Below are 18,391 nucleotides of genomic sequence, written 5' to 3'. Positions count from 1 at the left end.
GTTAGCCTTGTATCTGTCAAGAAATGCTTTCAATTGAATCTATGTATGCCACGGTGCATGCTGATTTTTCAGGCACCGATGCAGAAAGAGATACGCTTTGCCCGATGGCGTCCCGAAAAAACCAAGCCGCATTCAAATGCGCAACCGCCGCGTCATCCTGGATGCCGCACTAAACGTATTCTCACAGCATGGATATCGGGGGGCCACCCTTGATCAGATCGCCGCCGAAGCGGGATTGAGCAAGCCGAATATCCTCTATTATTTCCAAGGCAAGGAACAGATTCACCTGACCCTGCTAAGCCAGCTGATGGAGACATGGCTGGACCCCTTGGTCGAACTTGACGCCGATGGTGACCCGAAATCCGAGATTTTGGATTATGTGCAGCGCAAACTAGATATGGCCCGTGACCTACCGCGCGAAAGCCGCTTGTTTGCTGGTGAAATCCTGCAAGGTGCGCCCCGTATCGGCCCGCGTCTGCACAGTGAATTGAAACCGTTGTTTGATCAGAAATGCGCCGTGATTGCAGGCTGGGCCAAAGCCGGTAAAATTGCGGATATTAATCCGCAGCATTTGATCTTTTCAATCTGGGCAACGACACAACATTACGCCGATTTCGAAGCCCAAGTATCGGTGCTTGTTGGCGAGGATCCCGATGCTCATGACACTGCATCACAGCATTTACGCGAGATGTTTGGCAGGATGCTTTGCGTCAAGGATTGATTAACCGACTTACCAAATAACAGGTGATTTTGATGTCTGATTAAGACAGGCTGATAATTAGTTACTGCGTGGTGGCGGGCAACTTTAACCTTGTTATATAGGAGTACGGAAAATGGCATCTATCTCAACTGTCAGCACTTTGCTACCGCCTCAACATCATGCGGCCCCGGCTCAGACATCCATCAGCGCGGCAAATCCGCCCCCTGATATTGCACCGGTATCAACCTCGTCCTCTAGCGGGGATAGCGGCACATCCGCAGACAACGGGGCCAGCGCGGGCCGGGGATCGCAGGATGATGCACGGGCGTGGATAAAGATCATCGACACGGGACCGTCCAATGCCTCGGCCAAATCTGTGGTTGATGCAAAAGCCGAAGCCGCCGGCCAAAAGCTGGCCGATGAAACCTTGCGCAACGCGACCAAGGAAACCGGCAACGTCGTCTTGTCAGAAATCAAATACAACGCGTCCGAACCCGATGGCGGGTCCGAGACATCGCAAGCGACGCTGCCCAAAGCCGAGGGCCCGCTGCCTATCCCGACCGCAGATATTCTGCTGAAGTTCAAGAACAGCCGGGCACCCTAAGGCCAATTACTCAGCTGCGGTTGCAGCTGGGTTGTTGGGATGCGTTGTCCAGTTGGCATAGTGAGGTTCAACAACTTTCCCCGTACGCGGGTCGGTAAGACCGGGGGTCATGGCCTCCATCGTGATGCAATCCTCGACCGGGCAAACATTGACGCACAAATTGCAGGCGACACATTCGTCGTCGATGACGGAAAACACGCGACCCTCGTCCATTGCGATCGCCTGATGCGACGTGTCTTCGCACGCGGCAAAGCATCGACCACAAGAAATGCACAGGTCCTGATTGATCTTGGCCTTGGCAATATAGTTCAGGTTTAGCTGATTCCAGTCGGTCACGTTTGGCACTGCTTTGCGGACCAATTGATCGATCGACGTCATGCCCTTTTCATCCATATATTCAGACAGGCCGCTGATCATCTCTTGGACGATCTTGAACCCGTATGTCATGGCCGCCGTACATACCTGCACATTACCAGCGCCAAGGGCGATAAACTCTGCCGCATCGCGCCATGTGGTGACACCGCCGATCCCGCTGATCGGCATGCTGGCCAAGCCCGGGTCGCGGGCAATTTCGGCCACCATGTTCAACGCAATCGGTTTAACCGCTGGCCCGCAATAACCGCCATGCGCGCCCTTGCCATCAATTGTGGGTTCTGGCGCGAACAAATCCAAATCCACCGAAGTGATCGAATTGATGGTGTTAATCAGGCTGACGGCATCGGCACCGCCGCGCTGTGCGGCCTCGGCGGGTTTGCGAATATCGGCGATGTTTGGCGTCAACTTGACGATCACCGGCATACGCGTGCTCGCCTTGACCCAACGGGTGACCATTTCGATGTATTCGGGCACTTGGCCCACGGCCGCGCCCATACCGCGTTCGGACATCCCATGCGGACAGCCAAAGTTCAGCTCAACCCCGTCAGCGCCGGTTTCTTCGACCAAGGGCAGGATGTATTTCCACGGCTCTTCCTCGCAAGGGACCATAAGCGAAACCACCATGGCACGATCCGGATAGTCGCGTTTGACCGATTTGATTTCCTGCAGGTTCAGCTCTAAGGGGCGGTCGGTGATCAATTCGATGTTGTTCAATCCCAACAACCGGCGGTCAGCCCCATAGATTGCGCCGTATCGTGGGCCGTTGACGTTCACCACCGCCGGATCAATACCCAGCGTTTTCCAGACCACACCGCCCCAGCCCGCTTCAAAAGCTCGGCGCACGTTGTATTCTTTATCGGTTGGCGGCGCAGAGGCCAGCCAGAATGGGTTTGGGCTTTTGATCCCTACGAATTCGCTTCTTAGATCCGCCATTTGCGTTCTCCCCTCGGGTGGTTCAACCCACCAATGTCGTGTGAATATCCATCGCCGCATCGCGCCCTTCGGCAACGGCAGTCACGGTCAGATCGTCGCCGCCGCTGGCGCAATCGCCGCCGGCCCAAACACCATCAACACTGGTGCGCCCCGCGGCATCGACCTTGATCTTGCGCCCCTCAAGGGCCGGCAATGCGTCGCCTTCAAGCGTTTGACCGATGGCCTTGAACACCTGATCGGCAGCAAGGCGCAGCATCTGCCCCGTTCCTTGCATGTCGGCGTCGACATATTCGAATTCAATTTCGCGCACGGCACCATTCCCATGCACGGCAACTGGCACAGCGTGGTTCACGATCCGCACACCCTTTGACGCGGCGAGGTCCTGCTCAAAGACACTTGCGTTCATCCGGTCACGGCCACGGCGATACACCAGCGTCACGTTCAATGCGCCCAACAGTTTGGCCTGAACTGCAGCGTCAATCGCGGTCATACCACCCCCGATAACCACCACGTCACGACCAATCGGCACCTGTGCCATATCGTCTGCTTGGCGCAGATCGGCGATGAAATCGACGGCGTCCATGACCCCGGCCTTATCCTCGCCCACGGCACCCAAGGCGTTTACACCACCCAGCCCCATGCCAAGGAACACAGCATCATAGTCAGCCTTAAGACCCTCTAGGGAAATCTCTGCCCCCAAGGCGGATTCGGGCTGCATCGTGATCCCGCCAATCTGCATCAACCAGTCCACTTCGGCCTGTGCGAAACCGTTTGGCGTCTTATAGCTCGCGATGCCGTATTCGTTCAGCCCGCCCGGCTTGGGCCGCGCGTCATGCACAACGACATCATGCCCCAGCATCGCCAAACGGTGCGCGCATGACAGGCCCGCTGGCCCGGCACCCACAACCGCAACACGCTTGCCCGTGGGGGCGGCGCGTTCAAACGGGTGCTTGCCTTGTTGTTGCAAATGATCCGTCGCAAAGCGTTGCAGCTCGCCGATTTTCACAGGCTTACCTTCGGCGATTTCGCGCACGCAGGCTTCCTCGCACAGCTGCTCTGTCGGGCATACGCGGGCACACATGCCGCCCATGATGTTCTGGCTTAGGATCGTTTTGGCGGCAGCATCGGGCGTGCCCGTGGCAATCTGCCGGATGAATAGGGGGATATCGATATCGGTCGGGCAGGCGGTGATGCATGGCGCATCATGGCAAAAGTAACACCGATCTGCCGCGACCAATGCCTCGTGTTGGTCAAGAGGCGGATGAAGATCGGAAAACTGATCGGCATAGGCCGACGGCTCTAGCCGCCCTGCCGTGATACCCGGCTCAAACATTTTCTGCGACATTGGTACACCTCTGCTGTCACCTGCTGTTGTTTGAACGGTGCAACGGATTGATTTTTTTATCAACTGGTAAAATTATTTCAAAGTTGTGAAATTTCTTGCGCAACTGCCCGCCGATAGGGCGTTCTGCGACAAAAACTCTTGATTTTAGAAAGGGCGCTGGCAATATTCTCGTGCGACGCGAAAAACTTTCGACCTCTTTGGCTTTGGCCACGGTTCGATCAAGTTATGACCGAGCCACGCTGCCGCATAATGCGGGCAGCCCAAAGACAGGAGAAACGGGGCATGGCAACTGGCACCGTAAAATGGTTCAACACAACCAAGGGTTATGGATTTATCGCGCCTGATGGCGGCGGAAAGGACATCTTTGTTCACATCTCGGCGGTAGAACGCGCAGGCCTGACAGGTCTGGCGGACAATCAAAAAGTGACATTCGACATCGAAGATGGCCGTGATGGCCGTGAAAGCGCGGGCAACATCGCCCTCGCCTAAATCTGGCGCGTTCATATCAAGATAATTGCGGGCACTTCGGTGCCCGTTTTAGTTTGCTTTGATATCTTCGATCAGCTCCAACACCTTTGGCCCCATCGCAGTGACGATTTTCGCAACGCCTTCTTTGTTGGGGTGTACGCCATCTGGCTGAAAGAACGCTTGGGCCTGCGACAACTCTGGCATTTCCCCGTCGACCGCCAATCCCGCAAAGAAACTGTTCAAAAACTCTGTCCCGTATTGATCGGCCAACTCGGGGTACAAGGCATCGAATACGGACTTATATTCAGGCCCGTAATTCCCCGGTGCAGTCATTCCGACCAGTAGTACTTCGACATCGGCCCCTTTGGCAGCCTCCAGAATACCGTCGATATTAGCGCGGCTCACCGCGGGGTCCAGCCCGCGCAGCAGATCATTGCCACCAAGCGCCACGATCATTCCGTCCACATCAGGCGTCAGGGTCCAACCGACGCGGCTTAGCCCGCCTGCGGTCGTGTCACCCGACACCCCCGCGTTCACCAGCGTCACCTCTGCACCGTTTTCATCCAGCCAAGTCTGCAATTGCGGCACCAACCCATCCTCGACGGGCAGGCCATAGCCCTGCGTTAAACTGTCACCCAAGGCGGCGATTATCACCGGCTCCGCGACCGCAGGACCTGCAAAAACCATAACAATGCCAGCCATAACCTTGTGCATCATTGCGAAAACTCCATATCCAACAGGGACGACCAACAAAAAGGCAGCCTAATGACCGACCCCGTGTTCCAACTACAAGATGCGTCTTTACAATTGAATGGCAACGCCGGGGAGGTCGATATCTTACATGGGATCACTTTGGATGTTGCACAAGGTGAAACGGTTGCGCTGACCGGCCCGTCCGGTTCTGGCAAGTCATCGCTGCTGATGGTCATGGGCGGGCTTGAGAAAGCGACCGGCGGCACCGTCCGCGCCTTGGGCCAGGACCTGACTGCGATGAGCGAAGACGGTTTAGCCAAATTCCGGCGCGGGCGCATGGGGATCGTGTTTCAGTCGTTCCACCTGATCCCCACCATGACCGCGCTGGAAAATGTCGCCACCCCGCTCGAGCTGAACGGCGTCGCAGATGCATTCGAGCGGGCCGAGGCTGAATTGATCGCGGTGGGCCTTGGACATCGCTTGAACCACTATCCCGCGCAGATGTCGGGCGGTGAACAGCAACGGGTGGCCCTTGCCCGCGCCTCTGCCCCGCGCCCTGCGATTTTGCTGGCGGATGAACCCACCGGCAATCTGGACAGCACAAATGGGGCCGCAATCATGGACCTGCTGTTTGATCTGCGGGAAAAGCACGGGGCGACGCTGGTGCTGGTCACCCACTCAGACGATCTGGCCGCGCGCTGTGACCGGATCGTGACCCTGACCGACGGGCGCATTGTATGAGCCTTTCACTTGCGACCCGCTTTGCCCGCCGCGAAATGCGTGGGGGGCTGCGGGGGTTTCGCCTGTTTCTGGCCTGCCTTGCATTAGGTGTTGCCGCAATCGCTGCTGTGGGATCTGTACGATCCGCGATCGAGGGCGGATTACAGCGCGAGGGTGCGGCTCTGTTGGGCGGCAAGGCCGAACTTGATTTCACCTATCGTTTTGCCACCGAAGAGGAGCGCGCCTGGATTGATGCGCAAGCAACCGAGGTTTCCGAGATTGTTGAGTTTCGATCCATGGCTGTTGTCGGGGATGGTGCCGCTGCAGATCGCGCGCTAACGCAAATCAAAGGGGTGGATGACCTTTACCCCCTTGTTGGCAAAATGGTGCTGGACCCCGAAATGCCACTGGATCAGGCGCTTGCCGAAACCGATGGCCTGTCTGGTGCGGTGATGGAACGCGCGTTGTCAGATCGGTTGGGCCTGTCCCCTGGTGATGTGTTTAAATTGGGCACCAAAGAATTTCGCCTGACCGCCCTTATCATGCGTGAACCCGACAGCGCCGCCAGCGGCTTTGCCCTCGGGCCACGCACCTTGCTGCGCACAGACAGTCTCGAGGGTGCGGGGCTACTGTCGGCTGGTACGTTGTTTAACTCAAAATACCGGATGCTCTTGCCGCCGGAAACCAATCTCGACCAGTTGAAGACGGCCGCGCAATCGCGGTTCGAGAACAGTGGCATGCGCTGGACGGACGCGCGCAATGGTGCCCCCGGTGTCTCACGCTTTGTCGAACGGCTGACTGCGTTTCTGGTGCTGGTTGGCTTGTCCGGTCTTGCGGTGGGTGGTGTCGGCGTATCGGCCGCCGTGCGGTCCTATCTGAACGGCAAGACCGAGGTTATCGCGACCCTGCGCGCCCTTGGTGCTGACCGCGCCACGATCTTCCAGACATATTTTATCCAGATCGGACTGTTGTCCTTGCTGGGTGTCGCCATTGGCGTGGTCCTTGGGGCCATCGCGCCGCTGGTTTTCGCGCCGCTTATTTCCGCCCGATTGCCGATCCCGGCGGCCTTTTCAATCTATCCAGCGCCGCTGATTGAGGCTGGAATATACGGTCTGCTGACCGCCTTTGCCTTTACCCTTTGGCCGCTTGCCCGCAGCGAAAACATACGCGCCGCCACGCTTTTCCGCGATGCTTGGGACGGGGCCGCGCGCTTCCCTGCGCCGCGATATATCGTGGTCATCGCGCTGACTGTCGCCCTTTTGGTTGGGTTGGCAGGATGGTTCAACGGCAGTTGGATGCTAACCCTATGGACGCTGGGTGGGATCGCCGGTGCCCTGCTCATCCTGACCTTAGCCGCCGTTATTGTGCGTTTTCTTGCGCAGCGGGCGGCCCAATTCGCGCGTGGTTATCCAAAGATACGCTGGGCGCTGACCGCCATTGGCGGCAATGGCGAAGGGGCCAGCGCCGTGGTGTTGTCGCTTGGCCTTGGGTTGTCGGTTCTGGCGGCGGTCGGACAGATTGATGGCAATTTGCGGCAAGCTATTTCGGGTAATCTGCCGGACATCGCGCCGTCCTACTTCTTTGTCGACATCCAGAAAGACCAGATTGACGGCTACACCAAACGGCTGACCGATGATCCCGCTGTCAGCCGCATCGACAGCGCGCCGATGCTGCGCGGTGTGGTGACACAAATCAACGGCCGCCCCGCCAAAGATGTGGCAGGCGACCACTGGGTTGTGCGCGGTGATCGCGGTGTGACCTATGCCGCCGAACCCGGAGACGACGCGATTATCACTGCCGGCGAATGGTGGGCACCGGATTACACCGGCCCACCGCTGATTAGCTTTGCCGCCGAAGAGGCCGAAGAAATCGGCCTTAGCCTTGGCGATACCCTGACCATCAACGTGCTGGGGCGCGATGTCACCGGTACGATTGCCAGCTTTCAAGAGGTGGATTTTTCCACCGCAGGCATCGGGTTCATCCTAACCATGAACCCATCGGCACTTGAGGGCGCACCGCATACGTTCATCTCGACCGTCTATGCCGAGCCAGAGGCCGAAGCCGCGATCCTGCGCGATATCGCAACGTCGTATCCCAATATCACCGCCATTCGCGTGCGCGATGCCATTGACCGAGTGGCTGCTGTGTTAGCCGGGTTGGCGGCGGCCACGTCCTATGGCGCGGCGGCGACCCTTTTGACTGGGTTTCTGGTCTTGATTGGTGCGGCTGCGGCTGGCGCTGATGCACGCCGCTATGAGGCTGCATTGCTGAAAACACTGGGCGCATCCCGCCGCGCCATCGCAACCAGCTTTCTCCTACGTGCTGCTCTATTAGGTCTGTTCGCCGGGGCCGTCGCCCTGCTTGCCGGTATATTGGGTGGTTGGGCCGTCAGCCGTTTTGTGATGGAAACACAGTTCAGCGTCGCCTGGCCCTCGGCTATACTGATCATCGTCGGCGGCGCATTGGCGTCCGTCCTCGCCTCGCTTGGCTTTGCCGTCAAAGCGTTGAATGCCCGCCCCGCACAGGTGCTACGCGCCCGAGAGTAGCGCCTGCTTCGCCCAATAAGGCAGCCCCTGCGCATGGGGTTTCGCCATGCGCAGGGGCGTAGTTATTCTGCCGCTTCTGCGTAGTCTTCCATCGGCGGGCAGGTGCAGATCAAGTTGCGGTCGCCATGCACATTGTCCACGCGGTTGACCGGCGGCCAGTACTTGTCGACGCGGAACGCACCGGGGGGGAAACACCCTTGCTCGCGCGTGTAAGGCCGGTCCCAGTCGCCCACCAAATCCTCGACCGTATGCGGCGCGTTTTTCAGCGCGTTATTCTCGCGCGGCATATCGCCGTTCTCAATCGCACGGATTTCGTCGCGGATCGCCAGCATCGCGTCGCAGAACCGGTCCAGCTCGGCTTTGGTCTCGGATTCCGTCGGCTCCACCATCAATGTGCCCGCGACCGGGAAGCTCATCGTGGGGGCGTGGAAACCCGCATCGATCAGGCGCTTGGCAACATCGTCAACCGTGACGCCTGCGCTTTCCTCGAACGGGCGCACGTCAAAAATGCATTCATGCGCGACCCGCCCTGTCGGCCCTTTGTACAGCACGTCATAGGCCCCTTCGAGCCGCTTCGCGATGTAGTTGGCGTTCAGAATCGCAACCCGCGTCGCCTGCGTCAGCCCGTCGCCACCCATCATCAGGCAGTAGGACCACGAGATCGGCAGCAAAGATGGCGACCCGTAAGGGGCCGCTGAAACGGCACCCTCGCCGCCATTCGGATGGCCTGGCACATGCGGGATCAGGTGCGATTTAACGCCAATCGGGCCCATACCGGGACCACCCCCGCCATGCGGAATGCAGAACGTCTTGTGCAGGTTCAGGTGGCTGACGTCACCGCCCACATCGCCGGGTCGGGCAAGCCCCACCATCGCGTTCATATTGGCCCCATCGATATAGACCTGCCCGCCGTGGTCATGGGTGATGCGGGTCACTTCGGTCACTGTCTCCTCGAACACGCCGTGGGTCGAGGGGTACGTAATCATGCATCCCGCCAGATTTTCGCTGTGCTTTTCAGCCTTCTCGCGGAAATCGTCCAGATCGATATCACCATTGGCGGCGGTTTTGATCACGACAACCTTCCAGCCCACCATATTGGCGCTGGCGGGGTTGGTCCCATGCGCCGACATCGGGATCAGGCAAATGTTGCGGTGCCCTTCGCCATTGGCGCGATGATAGGATGCGATGGCCAGCAGCCCCGCATATTCCCCCTGCGCGCCCGAATTGGGCTGCATCGAAATCGCGTCATAGCCGGTGATATCGCACAGCTTGGCCGACAGATCGTCGATCATATGTTTGTACCCAAGCGCCTGATCTTGGGGCACAAACGGGTGAATCATCGAAAACTCGCGCCAGCTGACGGGCATCATTTCCGCGGCGGAGTTCAGCTTCATCGTGCAGGACCCCAGCGGGATCATCGCGCGATCCAACGCCAGATCGCGGTCAGCAAGGCGGCGCATATAGCGCATCATCTCGGTCTCGGCGCGGTTCATGTGGAAAATCGGATGGGTCAGATATTGGCTCTCGCGGATCATCTGATCGGGAAAGCGGTACTGTGCTTCAAATTTCTCATCCGTGCGCAGGATGCCAAAGGCACGCCAAACCGCTTCGATCGTGGCAGACACGCTGCGTTCATCCAGCGTGATACCCACGCGGGTTTCGCCAACGCGGCGCAGGTTGATGCCTTCATCCACGGCCGATTTCATCACCGCCGCTTGCAAGGGGCCAACGTCCACGGTGATGGTGTCGAAAAATGCCTGCGGATCGACCTTGAACCCGGCTTCTTCCAGCCCGTTCGCCAGCCGCACAGTCTTGCGATGGATGCGCTGCGCAATCGCTTTCAGCCCCTCGGGCCCGTGGAACACCGCATACATCGACGCCATCACAGCCAGCAACGCCTGCGCGGTACATACGTTCGATGTCGCTTTTTCGCGGCGGATATGTTGCTCGCGGGTTTGCAGCGACAAGCGATAGGCGCGGTTGCCATGAGCATCAATCGATACGCCCACAATCCGCCCCGGCATCGCGCGCTTGTATGCGTCTTTGCACGCCATATAGGCCGCATGTGGGCCACCGTATCCTTCGGGCACACCAAACCGCTGGGTGGACCCCACGGCAATATCGGCCCCCATCGCGCCGGGTTCCTTCAACAAGGTCAACGCCATCGGATCAGCAGTGACAACGCCCAAGGCCCCCGCGTCATGCAACGCTGCAATATGCGACGTGAAGTCCCGCACATGCCCATAGGTGCCGGGATACTGGAACAGCGCGCCGAACACGGCGCTCGCGTCCATCTTATCGGGGTCTCCGATGATCACTTCGATATCCAACGGGGCCGCGCGCGTCTGAAGCACGGCGATGTTCTGCGGATGGCAATCGCGATCCACGAAAAACGCCTTGGCCTTCGACTTCGCAACCCGCAACGCCATGGTCATCGCCTCGGCACAGGCCGTGGCCTCGTCCAGCAATGATGCATTGGCAATCTCAAGCCCGGTCAAATCGCTGATCATGGTTTGGAAATTCAACAGCGCCTCAAGCCGGCCTTGGCTAATCTCGGGCTGATAGGGCGTATAGGCCGTGTACCAGGCGGGGTTTTCAAAAATATTGCGCTGGATCGCGGGGGGCGTGACCGTCCCGTGATAGCCCTGCCCGATCAACGAGGTGAGCACCTTGTTCTTGCCCGCCACCACGCGCATGTGCTCCAGCACTTCGCGCTCTGACATGGGCTTGCCGAAATCCAGCGGCTCTTTCTGCCTGATCTTCGCAGGCATTGTATCGTCAATCAGCGCGGCAAGGCTTTGCGCCCCCACGGTCTTGAGCATATCCGACATTTCCGCCGGAGACGGCCCGATATGTCTGCGGTTGGCAAAATCATACGGCAAATATTCGGTTGGCTTGAAAACCATGGCGCAACGCCCCTCATTCCAAATGGTCTAAAATCCCCGCCGGAGGCTCCGACGGGGGTAGATCGGCTTAGCCGATGAATTTTTGATAGGCGGCTTCATCCATGAATTCGTCCATCTGGCTTGGATCAGACGCTTTCATCTTGAAAAACCATGCCTCGCCTTGCGGATCATCATTCACCATGCCCGGATTATCGGTCAGGGCACCGTTCACTTCGATGATCTCGCCATCGATCGGGGCCAGAATGTCGGATGCCGCTTTGACGGATTCGATCACAACGACCTCGTCATCCTTGCTGACGGTCACCCCTTCGGAGGGCAGTTCCACAAACACCACATCGCCCAGCTGCTCTGCCGCGTGGATCGTGATGCCCACGGTGATTTCGTCGCCTTCAACGCGCAGCCATTCATGTTCTTCGGTAAATATCATCTGTTCGTCCCTTGTTGATTATCGCTTAAAATTCGCCGCCACAAAGGGCAGCTTGGCCACACGCACAGGCAAGCGCTTACCGCGCACCTCGCCCCACAGCGCGGTATCCACGCTGGCATATTCACTACCGACATAGCCCATGGCAACAGGTCCACCCACCGTCGGTCCAAAACTACCTGACGTGACGCTGCCAACCAGCCGCCCGCCGGTTTCGTCATCATAAAGCTGCGTGCCTTCCCGCATCGGTGCGCGCCCCTCGGGGGCCAGCCCGACACGCTTGCGCGCCACGCCGTCCTCGAACGCCGCTTGCACCACGTCAGCGCCGGGATAGCCGCCTGCGCGGTCGCCACCCGGGCGGCGCAGTTTCTGTATCGCCCAGTTCAGGCTTGCCTCAACCGGGTTCGTCTGCGCGTCGATGTCATTTCCATACAGACACAGCCCCGCCTCAAGCCGCAGTGAATCCCGCGCGCCCAAACCGATGGCCTCGACCCCGTCCAGTGCCAGCAACCGACGCGCAAGCGCTTCGGCATCCGCATCTGGAACGGACATCTCGAACCCGTCTTCGCCAGTATAACCGGAGCGTGACGCCCAAACCTCGATCCCGTCCAAGTTCAATGTGCCAAAATCCATAAACCGCATATCCGCCGCCGCAGCATCCAGCGACGCCACCGCCGCCGCAGCCGTTGGCCCTTGCAGCGCGATCAAGGCGCGGTCGGTTATCGGCGTCACGGTGACCTCAGGCTCAAGCGCCGATTTCATTCGGGCAATGTCCGTTGCTTTGCAGGCCGCATTCACCACAACAAACAGGTCATCACCGCGCCGGGCAAACATCAGATCATCCTCGATCCCGCCGGCGTCATTGGTAAACAACCCATAGCGCTGCCGCCCGTCGGCAAGCCCCAGCACATCCATCGGCACAAGCCGCTCGAATGCGGTCGCCACTGCCTCCCATGATGCGCCGGACAGCATCACCTGCCCCATGTGGCTAACGTCGAACAATCCGGCATGACTGCGGGTGTGCAGGTGCTCTTTCATCACGCCCATCGGGTATTGCACGGGCATGGAATACCCAGCAAAGGGCACCATCTTGCCGCCCAGTTCCAGATGCAGATCGTATAGTGGCGTTTGATGCAAATCGCTCATGGTCACAGGCCTTTTCTTGTCAAATCCAGAAGGCCTTTGACCAAACTGGCACTCAGCAGGCCGCACTATGCAACCCACAAAATGCCCCCTCTGTCCTTTCGCCTGAGATCGTTATCCCTTCGGCGGGTGCATGTGGCACCACTCTCCAGAGTGTTTCGGTCACGTAACGGTCCACTTGCCTGAGAGTTTCCGGGGCGGTTGCTCCTTCGGCACTGGGTTCTCCCAGTTCTCCCGTTACGATGGCTATTGCTATGCCGGATCACCGCGCAGCGTCAAGCAAAGTCGCGCCTTCCCATGCAAATGTTTTTCACAATGCCCGCAGTTTTGGCGCGGCACGCAGGGCAGTGGACATCTTTGCAATCATCGGCCAAAACACTGCCATGACACCATATTTCTTCGGCTATGGCAGCCTCGTAAACCGCAACACCCACAGCTATCCCGACGGACGCCCTGCGCAACTTCAGGGATGGCGGCGGGTTTGGGTACGCACTGCGCAGCGCGACATGGTTTTCCTAAGCGTTGAACCAGACCCCACAACCACCATCGACGGGCTGATTGCAGCGGTTCCCGGCGCGGATTGGAACGCCCTTGATGCCCGCGAAACCGGCTATGATCGCATCAGCTCAGGCGGCGCAGTGCTGCATGATATTTTGCCCTCCCCCGACATGGCGCATTATTCGATTGCGCCGAAAAACCAAAAGCAAACCGGCGATAACGCCATCCTGCTCAGTTATCTTGATGTAGTGGTTCAGGGGTTCCTGCGCGAATATGGCACCGATGGCGTCACACGGTTTTTTGATACCACGCGGGGCTGGGATGCCCCTGTGCTGAACGACCGTAAATCACCGCGCTACCCACGTCACCAAGCCCTGACGCGGCAGGAAATCGCGCTGGTTGACGACAATCTGGATCGCCTATCGGCGCAGGTGAAGTAGCGCCATCAAACGCCCTTCGCGACCGAAAACATCGGCGCGCTGTTCTTTGGGTCGGCCACCGCTTGCAATCAACCGCAGCGCCAGCACCCAGGCCAATCCGCCAAACAGCACACCCGCCGCCGCCTGCCCGATCAGCACACCGGGCGCACCGAATAAGACACTGCCAAGCCACACCAACGGCACCATGCCCACCGTGTTGCGCCCCCAATTTGTGACCGTCGAATAATAGGGATGGCCCATGTTGTTGAACGCGGCGTTCGACACGAACAACACCCCGTTAAAGAAAAACGCCAGTGACAGCGGGCCACAAAACAAGAATATCAACGTCATGGTAATCCCGTCGGCATCGAACAGCGCCGCCAACGGCCCGCGGGTTAAAAACAATCCCGCTGAGATCGTGACAATCACAATGCCTGCAAACAAGATACCTGCATTATAGGTCCGCTTGACCCGCCCCATGTCGCCCGCGCCAAAGTTCTGGCCGATAATGGGCCCCACCGCCCCCGACAGCGCGAATATCACCGCAAAGGCCACCGGCATCATACGGCTGACAATCGCCATTCCCGCAACCGCGTCTTCGCCATACGCCGCCATAGCGCGCGTGACATAGGCTTGGCCAACCGGCGTTGCGACCTGTGTTAAAATCGCAGGCACCGCTATCGCCAACACCGGGAATAAATCTCGCCACATGCCCGCCAGTCTGGGGCGCGCGATCCCACCATAGTGGCGTACAATCGGCATCAACGCGGTATAGGCAATCACCACCCGCGCCACAAAAGATGCCAGCGCCGCACCGGTCAGATCAAGGTTGAACCCAAAGATCAGGATCGGATCAAGAATTGCGTTCACAATCCCGCCCGCGATCGTCGCCATCATCGCGCGGCGGGCATCGCCATGGGCACGCAAAATCGCGCTGCCCATCATACCCAACATCAAGAACGGCACCGAAGGCACAACAATCTGCAGAAAATGTACGGCTAGATCCGCCGTCTCTCCCTTTGCACCAACCAGATGCACCAACGGGTCCAACGCCAGAAACACCAAGATCGCAAACACCACCCCGAAAATCGCGCCATAACACAGCGCATGGGTGGTCCTCTCGCGCGCCAACTGCATGTCGCCCTGCCCCAAGGCCCGCGCGACCAAAGCCCCCGCAGCAATCCCCAAACCAATCCCGAACGATGTGGTGAAAAACAAGATCGCCCCAGCATAGCCAACAGCCGCCGCCAGTTCAGCCTTGCCCAGCATTGAGATGAAAATCATGTCGACAAAATCGACCAGAAACACCGCGACCAACCCGACCGACGCCAACAGCGACATCGACGCTACATGGCCAAACAGGTTGCCCGACAAAAATTTGGCGCGCCCGTCAGCCATGACAGGCGCGCCCTATATTCATTTTGCCAAATAAACTCTCGCCGAAGGCTCCCGAACTTTCGTCCAGATGCCCGGCCAAACTCATCCGCGCGCCTTCACAACTTGCATCAGTGGCAACATCGCGGCCATCTCTGGGCCGCGCGCTTGTCCCGTCAGGGCCAGACGCAGTGGCATGAACAGCGTTTTACCTTTGCGGCCCGTCTTCTCTTTGACGGCGGCGGTCCATGTGCTCCAGGTGGTCTCATTGAACTCACCCTCGGGTAGCATCGCCATGGCCTCGGCAATGAACTCTTTGTCCTCGTCCGCGATCACGGGCTCGGCCCCTTGGCTGAACATGTCCCACCAGCCCTTGAGGTCGTGCAACGTGGTGATGTTTTCACGTGTGACCTTCCAGAACAGCGCCGCTTTGTCGTCGGGCACACCGATCGCCGCGATGTCCTCGGCCACTGCCTCAAGCGGCAATGTCTGCAAATAGCGGGCAGTCATCGGGAACAGATCCTCGACGTCGAACTTGGTCGGGGCAGAACTGAAATGCCCGATGTCGAACCCTTCGATCAGCTCTTCCATGCTCGTGCGCAATTCCACCGGATCGGAAGACCCCAAACGCGCCAAGGTGCTTAGTAGCGCAAAGGGCTGTACGCCGCGTTCACGCAGATCCCGCAGCGCCAGCACGCCAAGGCGTTTGGAAAGCGCCTCGCCTTGCGGGCCGGTCAACAGCGAATGGTGCGCGAATGCGGGGACGGTCCCGCCAAGCGCCTGAATGATCTGGATTTGTGTGGCAGTGTTGGTCACGTGGTCCGACCCACGCACCACATTGGTCACACCCATTTCGGTATCATCAACAACCGACGCCAGCGTGTACAAAATCTGGCCATCAGCGCGGATCAAAACCGGGTCCGACACAGACGCGGCATCAATCGAGATATCGCCCAGAATGCCATCTTTCCATTCGATCCGTTCTTGGTCCAGCTTGAACCGCCAGACACCGGGGCCACGCTCTTCGCGCAGCTTGTTCTTTTCAGCTTCGGTCAGGTTCAACGCGGCGCGATCATAGACCGGCGGCTTGCCCATATTCAGTTGTTTCTTACGCTTGAGGTCCAGTTCGGTGGGCGTTTCCCATGCCTCGTAAAAACGGCCCATTTCGCGCAGCTTATCGGCCGCGGCGTGGTATTTATCCAAGCGTTCAGACTGACGCTCGACCCGGTCCCACTCAAGGCCCAGCCATGTCAGGTCTTCTTTCAGCCCTTCAACATATTCTTCTTTGCTGCGCACCTGGTCAGTGTCATCAACCCGAAGGATGAACGTGCCGCCGTTCTTGCGCGCGATCATGTAATTCATCAACGCCGTGCGCAGGTTGCCGACGTGAATATAACCTGTGGGCGATGGGGCAAAACGTGTGATGGTCATTGGGTTCTCCTGTTGGCCGCTGGCTTGTCACAGCGCGGCCTGATTGTCCAGATTATGCGGCAGCGTTCAGCTGGGGTCACGCCACCGGTTCACAATGGGGTAACGGCGGTCCAGCCAGAACGCACCCTTGGTCAAACGCGGGCCGGGGGCGGACTGAAACCGTTTATATTCGCTGATGTATATCAGCTGCTCGACCTTCTTTGCCACATCACGGTCAAATCCTGCGGCGACACAATCGGCCACTGATCCGTTCTGATCGACCAGAATTTCCAGCATTGAATCCAGATCGGGATAATCGGGCAGGCTGTCGCTGTCTTTTTGATCTTCGCGCAACTCGGCTGTTGGCGGTTTGTCGATGATACGCGGCGTGATCACCTCGCCCTTGGGGCCCATCATCCAGTCGCGGTGGTTGTCATTGCGCCAGCGGCAGGTTTCAAAAACGCGGGTTTTGTACATATCTTTGATCGGGTTATAGCCGCCCGCCATATCGCCATAGATCGTGGCATAGCCGACCGCCACCTCGGATTTATTGCCGGTGGTGAGCAGCATCTCGCCAAACTTGTTGCTCATCGCCATCAACAGCAGCCCGCGCAAACGCGACTGGATGTTTTCTTCGGTCAGGTCGGGTTTGGTGCCCTCGAACAGCGGGGCCAGCGTATCGGTGATCGCCGCGCGGCCTTGCGTGATCGGCACATAGTCATAGCGGCAACCAAGTGCGTTTGCGACGGCCTCGGCATCGTCCAGTGACGCTTGGGATGTGTATTCAGACGGCAGCATCACGCAGCGCACATTATCCGCGCCCAGCGCGTCAACCGCAATTGCGGCCACAATTGCCGAATCGATCCCGCCCGATAGGCCCAGCAGAACCTTCTTGAAGCCTGTCTTGCGCATATAGTCGCGCAGGCCCAACACCATGACGCGATAGTCTTGCTCATACTCCGATGGCAATTGGACCTTTGGGCCATCCGCAATGCGCCACCCGTCGGCGTTCCGCTCAAGGTCGATATGCGCGATTTCAGCGTCAAAGGTCGGCATCTGGAATGCCAGCTTGCCGCTGGGGTTCAGGCCAAAGCTGGCACCGTCAAACACCTGATCATCCTGACCGCCAACCATGTTCAGATAGATGAGCGGCAGTTCAGTTTCGATCACGCGGGCGACCATATTGTTCAACCGCGTCTCGAACTTACCGCGATAATAGGGCGAACCGTTGGGCACCAGCAGAAACTCAGCCCCGGTTTCGGCCAAGGTTTCGGCCACATCGGGGTGCCATGCGTCCTCGCAGATCGGGCTGCCAATACGGGTATTCCCCACAGAATAAGGGCCGCCCAGTGGGCCGCTGTCGAAAATGCGGACTTCGTCGAACACAGTCTCATTCGGCAGTTCGTGCTTTAGAACCCGGCTGGCGATCTTGCCACCTTTTAGGATCAGATAGGCGTTATACAGCTCTGCCCCCTCGACCCAGGGCGCACCGATGGCCAATGCGGGGCCGTCGGCACAATCTGCCGCCAGCGCCTCGATATGGGTCATGACATCCAGTTGAAAGGCGCGCTTCATCACCAAATCTTGGGCGTTATAGCCGGTAATGAACATTTCGGGCAGCGCCACCATATCGGCACCCGCCGCCTTGCCCTGTTCCCATGCATCCCGGGCAAGTGCAGCATTGCCCGCCAAATCCCCAACGGTTGGGTTTAATTGTCCCAGCGTGATGCGAAAACGCGATGTCATGTGGCAGTCCTTCGATAATCTACGCGAAGGATGTAGCAGATCACGCGCCAAGGGAAAGGCCAAGCACCGCCGCTGTCTGCAAAAGAC

At 58.7% G+C, this 18,391-nt stretch carries 16 protein-coding genes and 1 riboswitch; of the genes, 6 read left to right on the top strand and 10 right to left on the bottom strand.

Features of this window, described 5'->3' with window-relative positions:
* Nucleotides 1-136 precede the first annotated feature (136 nt).
* Nucleotides 137-721, top strand: coding sequence for a TetR family transcriptional regulator C-terminal domain-containing protein (locus AADJ11_RS04095; protein WP_341233663.1), 585 nt, complete (start codon nt 137-139; stop codon nt 719-721).
* A gap of 112 nt (nt 722-833) precedes the next feature.
* The gene (locus AADJ11_RS04090; protein WP_341233269.1) at nt 834-1,304 is read left to right on the top strand and encodes a hypothetical protein; all 471 of its coding nucleotides are present in this window, start codon (nt 834-836) and stop codon (nt 1,302-1,304) included.
* A 6-nt stretch (nt 1,305-1,310) separates the two neighbouring features.
* On the opposite strand, the gene preA is transcribed toward AADJ11_RS04090, so the two are convergent.
* The 3 genes from preA to AADJ11_RS04075 are packed head-to-tail and all read right to left on the bottom strand — an operon-like array spanning nt 1,311 to nt 4,168.
* A complete protein-coding gene (preA, locus tag AADJ11_RS04085) occupies nt 1,311-2,612 on the bottom strand; it encodes an NAD-dependent dihydropyrimidine dehydrogenase subunit PreA (protein WP_341233268.1) in 1,302 nt (433 codons plus the stop codon).
* A 22-nt stretch (nt 2,613-2,634) separates the two neighbouring features.
* The gene (locus AADJ11_RS04080) at nt 2,635-3,957 is read right to left on the bottom strand and encodes an NAD(P)-dependent oxidoreductase (protein WP_341233267.1); all 1,323 of its coding nucleotides are present in this window, start codon (nt 3,955-3,957) and stop codon (nt 2,635-2,637) included.
* Between the two features lie 16 nt (nt 3,958-3,973).
* Nucleotides 3,974-4,168 (bottom strand): hypothetical protein, encoded by a 195-nt coding sequence (locus tag AADJ11_RS04075; RefSeq protein ID WP_341233266.1) that lies wholly within the window; start codon nt 4,166-4,168, stop codon nt 3,974-3,976.
* Between the two features lie 71 nt (nt 4,169-4,239).
* On the opposite strand from AADJ11_RS04075, the gene AADJ11_RS04070 reads away from it, so the two are divergent.
* Nucleotides 4,240-4,446 carry a cold-shock protein gene (locus AADJ11_RS04070; protein WP_093917047.1) on the top strand — a complete coding sequence of 69 codons (207 nt, stop codon included), beginning with the start codon at nt 4,240-4,242 and terminating at the stop codon, nt 4,444-4,446.
* 48 nt (nt 4,447-4,494) lie between these two features.
* On the opposite strand, the gene AADJ11_RS04065 is transcribed toward AADJ11_RS04070, so the two are convergent.
* Nucleotides 4,495-5,142 (bottom strand): arylesterase, encoded by a 648-nt coding sequence (locus AADJ11_RS04065; RefSeq protein ID WP_341233265.1) that lies wholly within the window; start codon nt 5,140-5,142, stop codon nt 4,495-4,497.
* A 48-nt stretch (nt 5,143-5,190) separates the two neighbouring features.
* On the opposite strand from AADJ11_RS04065, the gene AADJ11_RS04060 reads away from it, so the two are divergent.
* The gene (locus AADJ11_RS04060) at nt 5,191-5,859 is read left to right on the top strand and encodes an ABC transporter ATP-binding protein (protein WP_341233264.1); all 669 of its coding nucleotides are present in this window, start codon (nt 5,191-5,193) and stop codon (nt 5,857-5,859) included.
* The gene (locus tag AADJ11_RS04055; protein WP_341233263.1) at nt 5,856-8,384 is read left to right on the top strand and encodes an FtsX-like permease family protein; all 2,529 of its coding nucleotides are present in this window, start codon (nt 5,856-5,858) and stop codon (nt 8,382-8,384) included. The genes AADJ11_RS04060 and AADJ11_RS04055 overlap by 4 nt, the downstream gene beginning before the upstream one ends.
* Before the next feature lie 62 nt (nt 8,385-8,446).
* Here the strand turns inward: AADJ11_RS04055 and gcvP are convergent, their stop codons facing one another.
* The 3 genes from gcvP to gcvT form a co-directional block, all read right to left on the bottom strand.
* On the bottom strand, nt 8,447-11,290 hold the full coding sequence (gcvP, locus tag AADJ11_RS04050; protein WP_341233262.1) for an aminomethyl-transferring glycine dehydrogenase: 2,844 nt from the start codon (nt 11,288-11,290) through the stop codon (nt 8,447-8,449).
* Between the two features lie 67 nt (nt 11,291-11,357).
* Complete coding sequence (gene gcvH / locus AADJ11_RS04045; RefSeq protein ID WP_341233261.1) at nt 11,358-11,717, bottom strand: glycine cleavage system protein GcvH; 360 nt, start codon at nt 11,715-11,717, stop codon at nt 11,358-11,360.
* An 18-nt stretch (nt 11,718-11,735) separates the two neighbouring features.
* Nucleotides 11,736-12,860: a glycine cleavage system aminomethyltransferase GcvT gene (gene gcvT / locus AADJ11_RS04040; protein ID WP_341233260.1), complete on the bottom strand. Its 1,125-nt coding sequence runs from the start codon at nt 12,858-12,860 to the stop codon at nt 11,736-11,738.
* 157 nt (nt 12,861-13,017) lie between these two features.
* Nucleotides 13,018-13,104, bottom strand: a riboswitch (glycine riboswitch).
* Nucleotides 13,105-13,240: 136 nt separating this feature from the next.
* Between gcvT and AADJ11_RS04035 the strand changes: the two genes are divergently transcribed.
* Nucleotides 13,241-13,795, top strand: a complete 555-nt coding sequence (locus AADJ11_RS04035; RefSeq protein ID WP_341233662.1) for a gamma-glutamylcyclotransferase family protein — start codon at nt 13,241-13,243, stop codon at nt 13,793-13,795.
* Here the strand turns inward: AADJ11_RS04035 and AADJ11_RS04030 are convergent.
* The 3 genes from AADJ11_RS04030 to AADJ11_RS04020 all read right to left on the bottom strand — a co-directional run bounded on the left by AADJ11_RS04030 (nt 13,775) and on the right by AADJ11_RS04020 (nt 18,304).
* A complete protein-coding gene (locus AADJ11_RS04030; RefSeq protein WP_341233259.1) occupies nt 13,775-15,172 on the bottom strand; it encodes an MATE family efflux transporter in 1,398 nt (465 codons plus the stop codon). The genes AADJ11_RS04035 and AADJ11_RS04030 overlap by 21 nt on opposite strands.
* An 81-nt stretch (nt 15,173-15,253) precedes the next feature.
* The gene (gene gltX / locus AADJ11_RS04025) at nt 15,254-16,579 is read right to left on the bottom strand and encodes a glutamate--tRNA ligase (protein WP_341233258.1); all 1,326 of its coding nucleotides are present in this window, start codon (nt 16,577-16,579) and stop codon (nt 15,254-15,256) included.
* Between the two features lie 66 nt (nt 16,580-16,645).
* On the bottom strand, nt 16,646-18,304 hold the full coding sequence (locus AADJ11_RS04020) for an NAD+ synthase (RefSeq protein ID WP_341233257.1): 1,659 nt from the start codon (nt 18,302-18,304) through the stop codon (nt 16,646-16,648).
* Nucleotides 18,305-18,391: the final 87 nt, after the last annotated feature.

This window comes from uncultured Sulfitobacter sp. (assembly GCF_964021855.1).
In the GTDB taxonomy this organism is placed as follows: Bacteria; Pseudomonadota; Alphaproteobacteria; order Rhodobacterales; family Rhodobacteraceae; genus Sulfitobacter.
This window is presented reverse-complemented; position numbering and strand designations above follow the sequence as displayed.

Bases quoted from the DNA above. Each gene is read 5' to 3' on its own strand.
- AADJ11_RS04030 (WP_341233259.1), bottom strand. From the start codon at position 15,172: ATGGCTGACGGGCGCGCCAAATTTTTGTCGGGCAACCTGTTTGGCCAT.
- gltX (WP_341233258.1), bottom strand. From the start codon at position 16,579: ATGACCATCACACGTTTTGCCCCATCGCCCACAGGTTATATTCACGTC.
- AADJ11_RS04060 (WP_341233264.1), top strand. From the start codon at position 5,191: ATGACCGACCCCGTGTTCCAACTACAAGATGCGTCTTTACAATTGAAT.
- AADJ11_RS04080 (WP_341233267.1), bottom strand. From the start codon at position 3,957: ATGTCGCAGAAAATGTTTGAGCCGGGTATCACGGCAGGGCGGCTAGAG.
- AADJ11_RS04065 (WP_341233265.1), bottom strand. From the start codon at position 5,142: ATGATGCACAAGGTTATGGCTGGCATTGTTATGGTTTTTGCAGGTCCT.
- AADJ11_RS04090 (WP_341233269.1), top strand. From the start codon at position 834: ATGGCATCTATCTCAACTGTCAGCACTTTGCTACCGCCTCAACATCAT.
- gcvP (WP_341233262.1), bottom strand. From the start codon at position 11,290: ATGGTTTTCAAGCCAACCGAATATTTGCCGTATGATTTTGCCAACCGC.
- gcvH (WP_341233261.1), bottom strand. From the start codon at position 11,717: ATGATATTTACCGAAGAACATGAATGGCTGCGCGTTGAAGGCGACGAA.
- gcvT (WP_341233260.1), bottom strand. From the start codon at position 12,860: ATGAGCGATTTGCATCAAACGCCACTATACGATCTGCATCTGGAACTG.
- AADJ11_RS04020 (WP_341233257.1), bottom strand. From the start codon at position 18,304: ATGACATCGCGTTTTCGCATCACGCTGGGACAATTAAACCCAACCGTT.
- AADJ11_RS04055 (WP_341233263.1), top strand. From the start codon at position 5,856: ATGAGCCTTTCACTTGCGACCCGCTTTGCCCGCCGCGAAATGCGTGGG.
- AADJ11_RS04035 (WP_341233662.1), top strand. From the start codon at position 13,241: ATGACACCATATTTCTTCGGCTATGGCAGCCTCGTAAACCGCAACACC.
- preA (WP_341233268.1), bottom strand. From the start codon at position 2,612: ATGGCGGATCTAAGAAGCGAATTCGTAGGGATCAAAAGCCCAAACCCA.
- AADJ11_RS04095 (WP_341233663.1), top strand. From the start codon at position 137: ATGCGCAACCGCCGCGTCATCCTGGATGCCGCACTAAACGTATTCTCA.
- AADJ11_RS04070 (WP_093917047.1), top strand. From the start codon at position 4,240: ATGGCAACTGGCACCGTAAAATGGTTCAACACAACCAAGGGTTATGGA.